This window comes from Vibrio sp. M260118, from assembly GCF_036533755.1.
Classification (GTDB): Bacteria; Pseudomonadota; Gammaproteobacteria; order Enterobacterales; family Vibrionaceae; genus Vibrio.
Window position 1 is genome coordinate 1 of record NZ_JATABG010000042.1, and the last position, 13999, is coordinate 13999.

Here is a 13999-nt window from a genome sequence, read left to right on the forward strand (position 1 = left end):
CGATTCTGGCGACTATATGTACCCGTGGTTTTGGTTTTGTGCTGGCACTGGCGTTGTCCAACAAGAACATCAAAGCGAAAAAAGCGTGGCGTTTCGTTTTTATTTTACCTTATGCGATTCCCGCTTTCGTTACTCTGCTGATGTTCCGACTGCTATTAAATGGTGTCGGTCCGGTCAATGCAACCCTGAATAGCTGGGGCTTTGATTCCGTTGCTTTTCTCTCCGATCCATGGATGGCGAAAGTCACGGTGATAGCGGTCAGCGTCTGGGTCGGTGCTCCCTACTTCATGCTGCTTATTTCAGGAGCCTTAACCAACATACCTCAAGATCTTTATGAGGCTAGTGAGGTCGATGGCGCCAACAAGTTCCAGCAGTTCAGGGAAATCACCCTACCGATGGTGTTGCATCAGGTCGCTCCTTCTCTGGTGATGACGTTTGCCCATAACTTCAATAACTTTGGCGCAATCTTCCTGTTAACCGAAGGCGGACCGATCAACCCTGAGTACCGATTTGCAGGGCATACCGACATCTTAATTACCTGGATTTACAAACTGACACTCGACTTCCAGCAGTACCAAATCGCCTCTGTGATTTCGATAATTATTTTCTTGTTTTTGTCAGTGATTGCGATCTGGCAGTTCCGACGGATGTCTTCGTTTAGCGATGATGTGGGGATGAAGTAATGAAGTTTCTGTTGCAAAAATTAGCCACAGGTTTGGTCTATCTGTTCCTGTTAACCAATGCATTACTGGTTTTAGGGCCGGTTATCTGGACAGTATTGGCGTCCTTCAAACCGGGCAGCAATATGTTCAGCTCCTCGTTTTCCGGTTGGAGCTTTTCACTAGAGCATTATGTGGCGCTGTTTCAGGATACCCCTTATTTGCAGTGGTATCTCAACACCTTCGCTCTGGCAACGGCGAATATGCTGATTTCTCTGGTGGTGGTCACCATGACCGCTTACGTGTTCTCACGCTATCGATTTAAAGGCAAACGCAATGTCTTGATGGGTGTGCTGGTATTGCAGATGTTCCCTGCGTTCTTATCGATGACAGCGATTTATATCCTGCTATCGAAACTTAATATGATCGATACCTACGCCGGTCTGTTGTTTGTCTACGTCGCTGGCTCGCTACCGTTTATGACTTGGCTAGTGAAGGGTTACTTTGACGCGATTCCGACTTCGCTCGATGAGGCAGCAAAAATCGACGGTGCAGGGCATATGACTATTTTTATCGAGATCATCTTACCTCTGGCGAGACCTATCTTGGTGTTTGTCGCTCTGGTGTCATTTACTGGCCCGTGGATGGACTTCATTCTGCCAACTCTGATCTTACGCAGTGAAGAGAAAATGACTCTGGCTATTGGTATTTTCAGTTGGATCACCTCTAACTCGGCAGAAAACTTCACTCTGTTTGCCGCAGGCTCTCTGCTGGTAGCAATACCGATCACTCTGCTTTTTGTTGCGACTCAAAAACACATCACCACAGGCTTAGTGAGTGGTGCAGTAAAAGAATAATAACAGGATCTAATTTATGATTACCCGAAGCTCACTAACACACACAGTTAAAAGTGCGGACAGCTACGCTTACGATGAGCAGACTCTGCACCTGAGACTTAAATGTGCCAAAGACGAAGTTGAGCGCGTTAGCTTATGGATAGGTGACCCTTACCGCTGGGCGGAAGGAGGCTTGGACGGTGGTAACCTGGGCGGCAGCGATGCTCATGGCTGGGTCGGTGGCAACGAAGTTCCAATGGAACGAGAAGGTGTCACCGAACATCACGACCACTGGTTTGCGGAGTTTACACCGCCTAAACGCCGCAGTCGTTACGGTTTTATTCTCTACGGCAAAGATGGTGAAAAAATACTGTTTGGCGAGAAACGTACCGTTGACTTAGACAGCAAGGCTGCGGAAGAAACTGAGCTGAGCAATCTGAGCAATTTCTTCTGCTTCCCTTATATCAATCCAAAAGATGTTCTGGTCACTCCACAATGGACCAAGTCAACCGTTTGGTATCAGATCTTCCCTGAACGATTTGCCAACGGCAGACCAGAAATAAGCCCGAAAAATGCTGAGCCATGGGGAAGCGTTCCTACCTCAAGCAACTTTATGGGCGGTGATTTATGGGGCGTAATTGAACATCTCGATTACCTTAAAAATTTGGGGATCAACGGACTCTATCTGTGCCCAATCTTTACTGCCAATACCAGTCATAAGTACGACACGGTTGATTACTTCAATGTCGACCCTCACTTTGGCGGCAATGAAGCATTCAGAGCTCTGATTAAAGAGGCGCATGATCGAGACATGAAAGTGATGCTCGACGCGGTGTTCAATCACATCGGCGATCAACATCCGTTCTGGTTAGACGTGGTTAAAAACGGCGAAAAATCTCAATACGCAGACTGGTTTTGGATCAATCAGTTCCCAGTTTATCCCGACACTGACAAATCGGAGTGGGACTGCTGGAACTTCAACTACGAAACGTTTGGCAACGTACTTGAGATGCCAAAGCTCAACACTGAACATCAGCCATGTCGTGAATACCTGTTAGATGTCGCTCGCTACTGGGTAGAAGAGTTCGACATCGACGGCTGGAGACTGGATGTCGCCAATGAAGTTGACCACCAGTTCTGGCGCGAGTTTCGCAGCGTAGTTAAGAAGGTAAAACCAGACTGCTACATTCTGGGGGAGATTTGGCACGAAGGTATGCCATGGTTGCGTGGTGATCAGTACGATTCGTTAATGAACTACCCAATGACTCAGGCCATTACCGATTACTTTGCCCTTGATGCCCAGAACAAACAGCAGTTTATGGAGACTGTCACAAGCGCTTATCTGGCCTATCCACGCAACGTTAACGAAGCGATGTTTAACTTGCTAGAAAGCCACGATACCACTCGCTTAATTAGTCTTTGCGGTAACGATCTTCGTCGGGCGAAACTCGCCTATCTGTTTATGTTCACTCAAACTGGGGCCCCCTGTATTTACTATGGCGGCGAAGTCGCGATGGAAGGGAGAAAAGGCATGGGACTTGAAGATAACCGCCGCTGTATGAATTGGTCTCCAAACCAGACAGAACTCGATTTCAAATCCTTTATTGAACAAATGATCGAGCTAAGAAAAGGCGATGACAGCTTTAATCAACCATACATCGACTGGATAGAGACTCATCATCCTACCGTTGTCGGCTATCAACGCGGCTCAAGACGCTTCCTGATCAACAACAGCGATTCTCCGGCCAACGTAACGCTAGATAATCGTGACATCAGTTTACCGGCTTACGGTTACTGGTACGACTAAGCAAGGGGAAAGCATGCATCTGGGGATCTCGATAGACAAAGTTCAACTCAAGGCGACGGTGCTTGATGAGCAGCTCAATACCGTATATTCGAGTCAGCAAAACCTCAATCAGACCGCGCTGGAAGTTAAACAGCAGGTGTTTCAGTTGGTGGACAACTTCCAATGGGCATACAGTACATTCTGTTCGATTGGGTTGGCGATGACTGAGGAAGTGCAAGTCTGGCTTGAGCGTCATCAATTGGCGTTACCCCCCCTGATTGAACAGCACTATCGAATCCCTTGTAGCAAGAGCAACTTCGTCGAAGCTGGTTTACAGAGTTCACCTGATGTCTTATCGCAGATAAAACTCGGAGAAGTTCTGTGCGTTGTACTCGATAACGAGTGCGAGCTTTACTCTTGCAGTCGAACTCGTCGAGGTATGTCTCAACGCACCATGCGCTCGATACCCTGGGCGCATGTTGCTCTTCCGGACTACGACTTTGTCCTTGATGGCCTCGTTAATAGCTGCATTTGTGCGAGTGAAGCGTGTACTGAACAGTTTGTTTCGGTTTCAGGATTGGAGCGACAGTATGAGCAGATCCTGCTTAAACGCGCCAATGTAAATGAGATATTTTGCGCACTAGAATCTGGAGACCCTATTGCCGCACGTACCTATCGACGCTACATCGATCAGCTGGCCCGCGCACTCAAGCCACATATCGAAAATAGCTTGCCAAGAAGCTTGCTAATACTTGGCAGCGTATCGCGCTATGCACTCATCTCGAGTGACCTAAAGGTTGCCCTTAGTCGCTATTGCAACCTCTCCCCCCTGCCAGCAATGCTGGCTCTGCCCTACGAGGATTTTTCTATTGCTCACGGAGCAGTTCAAACAAAAACGCAACTACTTGCACGTCAAGTTAGGCTTAGAGCTTAACCAGTGATAATCTAACCAAAGTGGAACACAGTATTGAATAATTTTAGAGGACAAACCGTGTCAGACTTGGTTACTAAGTTGATGAATTTTGGTTTTACGAAAACGGATTCCTTGGTCTATATCAACCTTCTCAAAAACGGTTGTGCCAGTGGCTACAAAATCGCGAAAGATATCTCTCTGTCGCGTTCTTCTGTCTACTCTTCTATCGATAACCTATACAAAAATGGTTATATCTTTATGTCCGATGGAGACACTAAAGAGTACGAAGCCAAATCTCCAGAGCTTATCTTTAATCAGATCGAAAAGAGTACCGTAGAAAACATCCATATCCTTAAGAAAGAGTTGTCACGAATGATGCTCACTGAGGAAAAAGAGTTCGTCTACAACGTCACTGGTATCGACAACTTAGTCCAGAAAGCCAAAGAGGTGATCGAGTTAGCTCAGGTAGAAATATACCTCAACACCGACTTCCAACTTGACCCAAGATTCTCGGCAGAATTGATTGAGGCAGCTGAGCGTGGAGTGCGAATTATCGCCTTCTCATTTAATCGCATCGCGGTACCTCATCCAAAAATTGAGCTCTACGCTCGCTCAGATAATGAAGAGACCGAGTATCCTTCCCACCGCTTTATGATTGTTGCCGATATGAAGCAGGGCTTAATGTTCTCTCATCGAGAAGAGACCGTAGGCTTATATACCAACAATCGTCTGTTGGTGAAAATGATTGCCGAGCACATTCACAGCGATATCTATCTCACTGAGTACGAAAAGCTGGCACCGGAAAAACGTGTGCGTATCGGTACAATCCACGAACTGGACAATGCCATGGTTCATGACGATATGAAGCGCCAGCCTCAGTAAATGACTAGAAAAAGGTAGAGATACAGGTGCCAAAAAGCCATTTAGACTAGAGGAAATCTGGTGAGTCAGAGCTCGACTTGAGTTAAGTGATAACCTTATGGCGTTATCTTTACTTATCCTCGCAATTGACAGGAAGTTACTTTCAAACAATCGATTATCGTTAAAAGTATCGGATATTTCATCTAATTCTTTGTAGTCCCTCGAGTTCAGTACGTTTAAAACAGACTGGAAATGATGTTTGTAGCGGCTAAACAGATTTGGAGGCTTTCTATACATAAGCTAATCCGCATTTCTCTAATTTAGCAAAGTCACTGACTCACTATTGTCCAGAACCGAGTTATGTAACTTTTGAATAGCTCAGTCTGTTTTGGAAAAACGTCATGAGTGGACTGTTTGTGTGGATTTGGTGTGCCTGGGGGGTAGAGCATCATATGGGTGGGACGTTATCTCAGACTATCAATTCTCTATTTTTTCAAATGCGTACTTATCTTTGATATAGGTATTAAAGTACGTACCATGGCTAGATGTTAGTAAAATTTTCGAGTAAACGGCCTTCATCCGCTCCTTTTTGTTCTTCAGTCATTTTGTGGAAAGCTACTTCTGCCACTTGGACTAAAAAACTTCATCTACGTTGTACGCGACTTGAACGTTTCGATGCTTTTCATATTGACCTAAGTGCTTATCCTGAAACCTGTCTAGCGTGTCTCTGTTGGATCGCGCGCCCTCAGGGTCGGTGAACATCCCATTGACGTAAAAGATTTGAAGTTTATCAACGTTATGGACACATTGAGCTTGAGCGAAAGAAATTAAAGGCATCATCGTAATCAACAGTGCCAACTTTGGAATATAGTTTTTCATCTAGTTTGAGTCTCCATTCAGTGTTTGAGGGCATGGATTCTCAGGCAAAACCATAGCGTCAAGGTCATAGTCCATGGCTTTAAATAAGCGTTCTTTACCCAAGCGGTAATAGAGTGCGCGATAGATTGAGTTGGCATACAGTTGCGCTGGGGTTTCGTCGATCCTGCCTTCCGATAGCAATTGCTGTGCGCATTTCTCGAAAGCAACAATACTGTTGTATTTCACGGTTGCGTCTTCTTTCGAGATCTCAATCGTCTCTGCCTCTCTGAGTCCCAGCGTATGGAGATCGGCATATTCTAGACTGACCGCCAGGGCCAGTTGGACAATTTCAGGGTGATTGTATTTTTTAAGTACCGATGCTTTGTAACTGTCTCTGATGCCATCGTTATCGCTATCCACACCATGGATAGTGTCCGGTGATTTAGGGTTTATGTTGGGATCTGGATCTTCAATGGGTGTTGAAGGTTCAAGGTTAAAGTCTTCGAGTAATCTCCATGTCCCAGATTCGCTTGGGTATTCGCCCTTAACCCACCATTTGGCTAGGTATACGTCACCGTTGTAATTGACTACAGAGCCTCCCACATAGGCTTGCTCATGTGCATACATCGCAACATTTTTGCTATCAATATGTATCCAGCCATCCCATGAAATGTCGTTCACCTCGGGCACTGTACCTTGATTCCAATGAGATGCGACGAATGACTCACTGTTATGGTTGACAATGTCGCCGGCACTGTATGCGGTGTCTTTGTCCCACGACACGGACGCGAGCGCACTGGTCGATAGACTCAACCCTATGGCTAACGCAACTAGCTGCTTGTTCATAATTCTTCCTTAAAAGTGATTTCAATGCCTTCTTTACAAGATGAGTAACTAACAGAGTCCAATGGCTGTTCGTATTCATCTAATAGAGAAATGGTGTCGCCCGAGTTGTTGAGCGTTACTCCAGCTGGAGTCCAAGAGTCAGGTCTAAAATCGTGTTCAACTGCAAATCTATCTCGAACCTTCTGAAGCGCGACAACATCAACGCCGTAGAGGTTGCGGACGACTTCATGAAAGTGTTTTTGGCGCACTTTGGTTGTACACGCTGACAGAAATTTTGAATTGTAACTAGCGACGGTAAGCGAGGTAACTGATGTCGCATGAGCATCATGTAGGAGTGAATCAACCAAAGGGATGTATAAATACAATAATCGCATGGAGTACCTCACAATCTAAGATGGCAGTTACTTTATACAAACTGGTCTATCTAGCCTTAAAATGAAAGTAACATTGCGAGTAATCTTGGAATTATATATCTTCTACAAATCAGTGAGTTACAGTTTTGGTGTTAACGCGATCTAAGTGAGCAGCTATTGGTGTTTTGTCGTCATTAAAATCATTGGATGACTGTTTGTTTAAACGGAGGGCTACCAGTGAACTGATCTGCACCTGCGATACATGACACTTCGCTCAGCGACTTTTCCGTACCTTAAGTTATCCTCATTTACCTAATTTAAGTGATTGCTTTAAGTCACTTTTGTCCAAAGGAGTGTTTTGGGAGTAAGGGCAGATGCTTGTGGCCGACTCTCATAAGAGTTTCATTGGAACTATTTCCCTACAAACATACTGTCCATAGTCAAATAACAAGAGAAAGTTTGCAAAAAAGAACGAGTGTGCTAAAAATAGTGTATTGCAATGAGAGAGTGGTATGAGCAAAGGTAAAGTTACTCGCGAGAATATTCTGAGCAAGGCGTTTGAGTTAGCCAGTGAAAATGGGCTTGAAAGCCTGACTATCGGAGAACTAGCGAAGCAGTGTGGGATGTCGAAAAGTGGCCTTTTTGCCCACTTCAATTCGAAAGATAACCTACAAGTCTCTGTTCTGGACTATGCAAACCAGATCTTTACTCGACGAGTCATCGCGCCTGCACGTGAGCAAGACTCGATCTCCATTGAAAAGAAATTGACCTTGCTGCTTGAGAACTGGTTAGGTTGGAATCATTCTTTCCAGGGTAGTTGTATGTTCTTGGATGCGTGGAAAGAGACCAGTGCCAAGGATGAACCGACGCAGAAGGTGCTTAAGAAGTCGATTGCAACTTGGATCGAGTACTTGTCTATTCAAGTCGCAAAAGGGATTGAGAGCGGTGAGTTTCGCCAAGACCTTGAGCCCAAGCAAGCCACGTTTGAGCTGTATGGTTTGTATTTAAGTGCGCATTTGTTCTACTCGATATATGGAGAGCAGGCGAGTAAAGAGCACTTCTGGCAAGGGGTCAAACGTTTACTGACTGACTGGAAACCACTGATATAAAAGCTAAGTAGTGACTACTTGGCTTATTATTTACCTATAAATAGCACGGTCGTTCGCTTTTGGCGATAAGTAGGGACTGGCATCAAAAGGAAATCACCATGAGTGAGAAGATATACTTTAATACTTCGCAAAAATTCAGCGTGAAGAAAAGCTTGGTAAACATAACGACTCGTCTTCATCATACTCTCGCGCCAAATCATGCGAAGAGTACTGCGCGTAAGTTGTTGCTGACTCCTGCACGCACTAAGCCTAAGAATGCGGAGCCAGACGGTTTGATTAAAGGTGAAGTGGAGTCGAAAGAAGGGGTGCTAAAAACCTATCAGTTGGGTTCTGGCCCAGTTTGGGTTCTTACTCATGGGTGGTCGGGAAGTGCGAGTCAGTTTTATCCGCTGATGGAACATATTGCGAGCCGAGGTTTTACAGCATTGGCATACGATCATCCAGGGCATGGCCAAAGTGGCGGTGTTTACGGTCATATCCCTGCCTTTGTTCACGGACTAGAGGCGATTCTCGACAGTGTTGGTGAGGTAGCGGGTTTAGTTGGGCACAGTATGGGAACGGCATCGTCTATTGAGTGTCATCACCAAAAGCTGGTGGACAAGCCGTTTTTGTTGATTGCGCCTGTCTTAGATTATCTAGATAATTTGTTTGGCAGTGTTGCTCGTTCGGGTTATTCGATGCGATTGTTCAATGCGGTGGTCTCTGAGGTTCAAGAGGAATATCGCTATCCTATTCAATCTATTGACCCATACAACAAGTTAAAGCTACGCAACGCCCAGACGATTATTGTTCATGATGAGGGCGATAAGTTTACTAAGTTTGATGTATCGAAAAAGGCCGCTCAAGAGATGGAAAATGTCACCTTAGTCGCTACTCAAGGTCAAGGGCACGGCAGGGTAATGAAATGTCCTGAAGTGTTAGAAAGCTTTGATAATCTAATTGGTTAAACATGAATAAGGGAGACGGTGTAGTCTCCCTTATTGATCGCGAATAATAAAAGGGAAGCGCTCTTATAAACCAAGTAGGAACGAAATCTCATCCAACGGCTTCTCGGATTTTCTAAATGCGCTTGACGACAATAGGCGCTGAAAGATATGGAGGAAGGGTAGTTCGTAATCTGAAAAAATAGTCAGTCTATTCAGAGTGTTAACAACTGTAACCACGTTGTTGATGTGGTTAACAAATTCGCAAAGTAAAATATTACCTTAGGGGTTTGTGTGGGATCATTGCTTATGCCACAAGGCCCTTATAAGGAATATAATAATGAATAGAAATGATAGTGTCCCTTTGCCCAACAATACCCGTGAGTGGTTTTTCAACCGCAATAGTTTGATTATCCTGGCAGACGTTGCTCTGTTCCTCACTCTGTATTTCACCTTACCGTTTGAGCCGCAGGTGGTGCTCGGTATCAGCATGCTGCTGTTCATTGCCATTTTGTGGCTGACAGAAGCCCTGCACGTTACTGTGACCGCTATTTTAGTGCCGATTATGGCCGTCGCTTTTGGTGTTTTTGATACTCAAACCGCGCTCAACAACTTTGCTAACTCAATCATCTTTTTGTTCCTTGGTGGTTTTGCTTTAGCCGCCGCCATGCATCGTCAGGGGCTCGATAAAGTTATTGCAGATAAGGTGCTTATTCTGGCTAACGGCAAAATGAGCGTGGCTGTGTTTATGCTGTTCGGTGTGACTGCCGCGTTATCCATGTGGATCAGTAACACGGCCACTACTGCCATGATGTTACCTTTAGTGCTTGGTGTGTTAAGTAAGGTTAACTCTGAGAGTGAACATAAAACCTATGTGTTTGTGCTGTTAGGCATAGCATACAGCGCAAGTATTGGTGGTATCGCGACGATTGTAGGTAGCCCGCCGAATGCGATTGCGGCGGCGGAAGTCGGGTTGAGCTTCACCGAGTGGATGAGTTTTGGTGTACCTGCCACTTTAATCCTGCTACCTGTGGCGATTGCCGTTCTATATGCGATTCTTAAACCTAAGTTATCGGGTGAGTTTGAACTAAATCGTGAAGCGGTAAACTGGGATAAAGGTAAAGTAGTCACGCTCGCCATTTTTACCGCCACCGTCTGTTTATGGATTTTTAGTAAGCCAATCAATGCTATGTTGGGCGGCTTTGCTAAGTTCGATACCTTAGTCGCACTTAGCGCAATCATCGCAGTTAACTTTGCCCGAGTGGTGCACTGGAAAGACATCGAGAAGACCGCAGATTGGGGTGTGCTACTGCTGTTTGGTGGTGGTATCTGTTTGAGTAATGTTTTGAAAGCGACAGGATCGAGCGTCTTCCTTGCCAATGCACTAAGTGAAATGATTGCTCATTGGGGGATCTTTTTCATTGTTGCTGTTATTGCTGTTTTCGTGGTGTTCTTAACCGAGTTTGCTAGCAACACAGCAAGTGCGGCGCTGTTGATCCCTGTCTTTGCCAGCGTGGCAGAAGCCTTTGGTATGTCGCCGGTGATTCTATCTGTGCTTATTGCAGTTTCCGCATTGAGCTACGTGAGTATTTCACCAATACCATTATCGTCGCGGGAAGTTATACCTTAGAACGAGCAAACGACGTACTTAATAAAGGTTACGCTGATCTGGTCGCGTTTGGGCGCCCGTTCGTCTCTAATCCAGATTTGGTTGAACGTCTAAAAAGTCAAAAGCCACTGTCAGATCTTGACGGCTCAACACTATTCGGTGGCAATGAGCTGGGCTATACCGACTATCCTAGCTTTGTTGAAGCGAATGATTAGTAACTCTAGTTCTGAATAAGTTATCACTTTGCAGTATGCTAGAGAGTCAGAAATATTGCTTACTAATAAGGAATGACCATGCAGTTACTCTCTAATCCGAGCCTTGTTTCGCTTATTTCAGAACAGAATGAACAAGGGCTTGAGGTGACGAACCCTGCAACGGGTGAGGCTTTGGGTTATGCGCCAGCCTCATCTGAGCAAGAGATAGTTGATGGGATTGAACGCGCGCATATCGCCCAAAAAGAGTGGGCGGCTCTACCGGCAAAGACTCGCTCGAATCTCCTAAAGAGGTGGTACCAACTCGTTCTCGACAACAAAGATGATTTAGCAAAACTAATGACTTTAGAGCAGGGCAAGCCGTTTTCAGAAGCTCAGGGTGAGGTGCTTTATGGCGCAAGCTTTATTGAGTGGTTTTCTGAAGAGGCAAAGCGTACTTATGGAGAGACGATTCCTGCTCCGAGCCAAGATAAACGCATAGTCACACTCAAGCAGCCTATCGGTGTAGCTTGTGCCATTACGCCTTGGAACTTCCCTATAGCTATGATTACACGTAAAGCGGCACCCGCGTTGGCGGCAGGGTGTAGCTTTGTTGTTAAGCCTGCTGAGGCTACGCCTTTCTGTGCTTTTGCGGTGGCTGAATTAGCTTATCAAGCGGGTATTCCAAAAGATGTTTTACAAGTGGTCATTGGGCCAGAGCCGAGCAAGGTTGGCGCGATTTTTACCTCCCACCCGTTGATTCGTAAATTGTCATTTACTGGTTCCACTCAAGTGGGGCGTTTGTTGCTTGAGCAAAGCGCTCACGATATTAAGCGAACCTCAATGGAACTGGGCGGGAATGCGCCGTTTATAGTATTTGATGATGCTGACATAGATGCGGCTGTCGCCGGGGCGGTGGCATCTAAGTTCCGCAATGCAGGGCAAACCTGCGTTTGCGCTAACCGCTTTTACGTTCATAGCAAGGTTTACGATGAGTTTGTGGCTAAGTTCGATGCCAGGGTGCAGGCGCTAAAAGTGGGTAATGGTCTTGATAAAGATGTAACTATTGGGCCTTTGATAAACCAATCAGCTAAGGAAAAAGTTCAAGCACTACTTGATGGGGCGATTGAGCAGGGTGCATTGAAAGTTTCACCTGTCGAGCCCTTGTCTGGGCTGTTTATGCAGCCTGTGGTTTTGAAAAATGTCCGCCATGATATGGACATCGTACAGAATGAAATCTTTGGCCCTGTTGCGCCAATAATTCCATTTGATAGCGATGAACAGTTAGTCGAGATGGCCAACGATACTATCTACGGCTTAGCTTGTTACTTTTATAGCCAGAACATCCATCGGGTGTGGAAAATCGCCGAAGTGTTGGAGTATGGAATAGTGGGGATTAACGAAGGCATTATTTCCAATGAGGCAGCGCCGTTTGGCGGGGTGAAGCAGTCTGGTATTGGTCGAGAGGGTGCTAAACAGGGTATCGAAGAGTATCTGGAAGTGAAGTATCTATGTTTTGGAGGCAATTAGGGTTTTGGTGGTAATTAGGGATTTGGTTGCCATTAGAGCTTGGCCCACAGTGAACATTTAGCTAGAAAAAGCCCCTTAAACATAGGTTCAAGGGGCTTTGTTGTTTTTACACTGTAAAGCGATCAACCAGTTCGTAGAGTTCATTAGCTCTGTGGTTGAGTTCTTGGCTACCTGCACGGTTTTCGTTTGCAAGCTCGGCTGATTGTGAGCTTTGGTCAGAAATCACCACGATACGTTGTGAAATCTCTTGGCCGACCAAGCTTTGCTCTTCTGTCGCGGTCGCGATTAGCGAGTTCATATCCATGATGGTACCGATCGATTCTTGAATCTTGATCAGTGCTTGCGCTGCGGCATTTGCTTCATCAACAGTACTTGCACCAAGTTGTTGGCTCGACTCCATCGCTTTTACTGCATCGTCAGAAGCCGACTTCAATTGTTCGATCATCTGGTGGATCTCGCCAGTACTGTCTTGAGTTCGGCTCGCAAGCTTACGTACCTCATCTGCAACGACCGCAAAGCCTCGACCTTGTTCGCCAGCACGCGCTGCTTCGATCGCCGCGTTAAGTGCTAGTAGGTTAGTTTGCTCAGCGATGTCTTGAATAACCTCAAGGGATGAAGAAATGTTTTGCACATCTCCCTCAAGACGCGAGATAACCCCATTGGCTTGAGAAACTTCTTCTGCTAACGCTTCTACCGAATGTGCTGCCGAGTTAACAATGTTTTGTGCATCTTTGGCATTGTCGTCAGCTTGTTTTGCTGAGTCCGCTGCTTGGTTCGCGTTGTTTGAAATCTCACTTGCCGTAGTGGTCATCTCTGTCATTGCAGTAGCGACTTGTTCTGTCTCTTCACGTTGACCTGAAGCTAGCTCATCAACTTTAGCTGCGCGATGAGACATGTTGTTAGTTTCAGAAACCACTTGCTGGCCAACATCGCTGACGCTGCGGATGATGGTCTGCAGGCTCGCGACGAACGCGTTAAAGTTCTTACTTAAGTTAGCGAACTCAGGTGCTTTAAAGTCATCCATACGTGCGGTTAGGTCAGCATCTCCACTAGCAAACGAGCTAATAGATTCGTCAAACATCTCAAGCGGTTTCATGATGGTTCTGTTCACAGCAACTGCGAACACCGCGACGATTGCTGCAATGACGATACAAAAGACGATAGTGGCGGACAGAGTTGTACGTAAAGCGCTGGTGGTTGCGCTATCCATCTCTTCAATAATCGCATCAATATCGTCGGTGTAAAAACCAGTGCCCAGCATTAAATCCCACTCAGGAATGAATATCGAGTAACTTAGCTTTGGCAGAGCCTCCGTTTCACCAGGCTTAGGGAAGTAGTAGGTAGTAAACTCGCCAGTTTTAGCGTTGCGTATCAGATCTTGAATCAGGTAGTTGCCCTGTTTGTCTTGTAAGTTCCAAAAGTTCTCGCCGATACCTTTGTCACTCTTACCTATTGCTATTCGAACACCTTTAGAGTCGTATCCAAATACATAGCCAGTCTTGCCATACTCTAGGCTTTTTAATGT

At 45.7% G+C, this 13999-nt stretch carries 12 protein-coding genes and 2 pseudogenes; 10 read left to right on the forward strand and 4 right to left on the reverse strand.

Annotation, left to right across the window (positions count from 1 at the left end; genetic code table 11):
- From QTO00_RS04675 to QTO00_RS04695, 5 genes are all read left to right on the forward strand, one after another.
- A partial coding sequence (locus tag QTO00_RS04675; RefSeq protein ID WP_331423300.1) for a carbohydrate ABC transporter permease occupies window positions 1-683 on the forward strand: 683 nt, incomplete at its 5' end.
- Complete coding sequence (locus QTO00_RS04680; protein ID WP_006879985.1) at window positions 683-1516, forward strand: sugar ABC transporter permease; 834 nt, start codon at window positions 683-685, stop codon at window positions 1514-1516. The genes QTO00_RS04675 and QTO00_RS04680, both read left to right, overlap by 1 nt.
- Before the next feature lie 16 nt (window positions 1517-1532).
- The gene (locus QTO00_RS04685; RefSeq protein ID WP_331423301.1) at window positions 1533-3302 is read left to right on the forward strand and encodes a glycoside hydrolase family 13 protein; all 1770 of its coding nucleotides are present in this window, start codon (window positions 1533-1535) and stop codon (window positions 3300-3302) included.
- 13 nt (window positions 3303-3315) lie between these two features.
- On the forward strand, window positions 3316-4215 hold the full coding sequence (locus tag QTO00_RS04690) for an ROK family protein (RefSeq protein ID WP_331423303.1): 900 nt from the start codon (window positions 3316-3318) through the stop codon (window positions 4213-4215).
- 57 nt (window positions 4216-4272) lie between these two features.
- Entirely contained in the window at window positions 4273-5076 is an 804-nt protein-coding gene (locus QTO00_RS04695; RefSeq protein ID WP_006879982.1) for a TrmB family transcriptional regulator, read from the forward strand.
- A gap of 612 nt (window positions 5077-5688) precedes the next feature.
- Here QTO00_RS04695 and QTO00_RS04700 read toward each other — a convergent pair.
- The 3 genes from QTO00_RS04700 to QTO00_RS04710 are packed head-to-tail and all read right to left on the reverse strand — an operon-like array spanning window position 5689 to window position 7133.
- Window positions 5689-5934, reverse strand: a complete 246-nt coding sequence (locus tag QTO00_RS04700) for a hypothetical protein (protein WP_331423304.1) — start codon at window positions 5932-5934, stop codon at window positions 5689-5691.
- A complete protein-coding gene (locus QTO00_RS04705) occupies window positions 5935-6759 on the reverse strand; it encodes a carbohydrate-binding protein (RefSeq protein ID WP_331423305.1) in 825 nt (274 codons plus the stop codon).
- On the reverse strand, window positions 6756-7133 hold the full coding sequence (locus QTO00_RS04710; protein ID WP_331423306.1) for a hypothetical protein: 378 nt from the start codon (window positions 7131-7133) through the stop codon (window positions 6756-6758). Before QTO00_RS04710 ends, QTO00_RS04705 begins: the two co-directional genes overlap by 4 nt.
- 491 nt (window positions 7134-7624) lie before the next feature.
- On the opposite strand from QTO00_RS04710, the gene QTO00_RS04715 reads away from it, so the two are divergent.
- From QTO00_RS04715 to QTO00_RS04735, 5 genes and pseudogenes are all read left to right on the forward strand, one after another.
- Entirely contained in the window at window positions 7625-8221 is a 597-nt protein-coding gene (locus QTO00_RS04715; RefSeq protein WP_331423307.1) for a TetR/AcrR family transcriptional regulator, read from the forward strand.
- A 98-nt stretch (window positions 8222-8319) separates the two neighbouring features.
- Window positions 8320-9168: an alpha/beta fold hydrolase gene (locus tag QTO00_RS04720; RefSeq protein WP_331423308.1), complete on the forward strand. Its 849-nt coding sequence runs from the start codon at window positions 8320-8322 to the stop codon at window positions 9166-9168.
- 316 nt (window positions 9169-9484) lie between these two features.
- Window positions 9485-10717 (forward strand): annotated as a pseudogene (locus tag QTO00_RS04725) (DASS family sodium-coupled anion symporter); the annotation flags it as partial.
- Window positions 10708-10968 (forward strand): annotated as a pseudogene (locus QTO00_RS04730) (oxidoreductase); the annotation flags it as partial. The pseudogenes QTO00_RS04725 and QTO00_RS04730, both read left to right, overlap by 10 nt.
- 78 nt (window positions 10969-11046) lie before the next feature.
- Window positions 11047-12474: an NAD-dependent succinate-semialdehyde dehydrogenase gene (locus QTO00_RS04735; RefSeq protein ID WP_331423310.1), complete on the forward strand. Its 1428-nt coding sequence runs from the start codon at window positions 11047-11049 to the stop codon at window positions 12472-12474.
- Between the two features lie 106 nt (window positions 12475-12580).
- Here the strand turns inward: QTO00_RS04735 and QTO00_RS04740 are convergent.
- A partial coding sequence (locus tag QTO00_RS04740) for a methyl-accepting chemotaxis protein (protein ID WP_331423311.1) occupies window positions 12581-13999 on the reverse strand: 1419 nt, incomplete at its 5' end.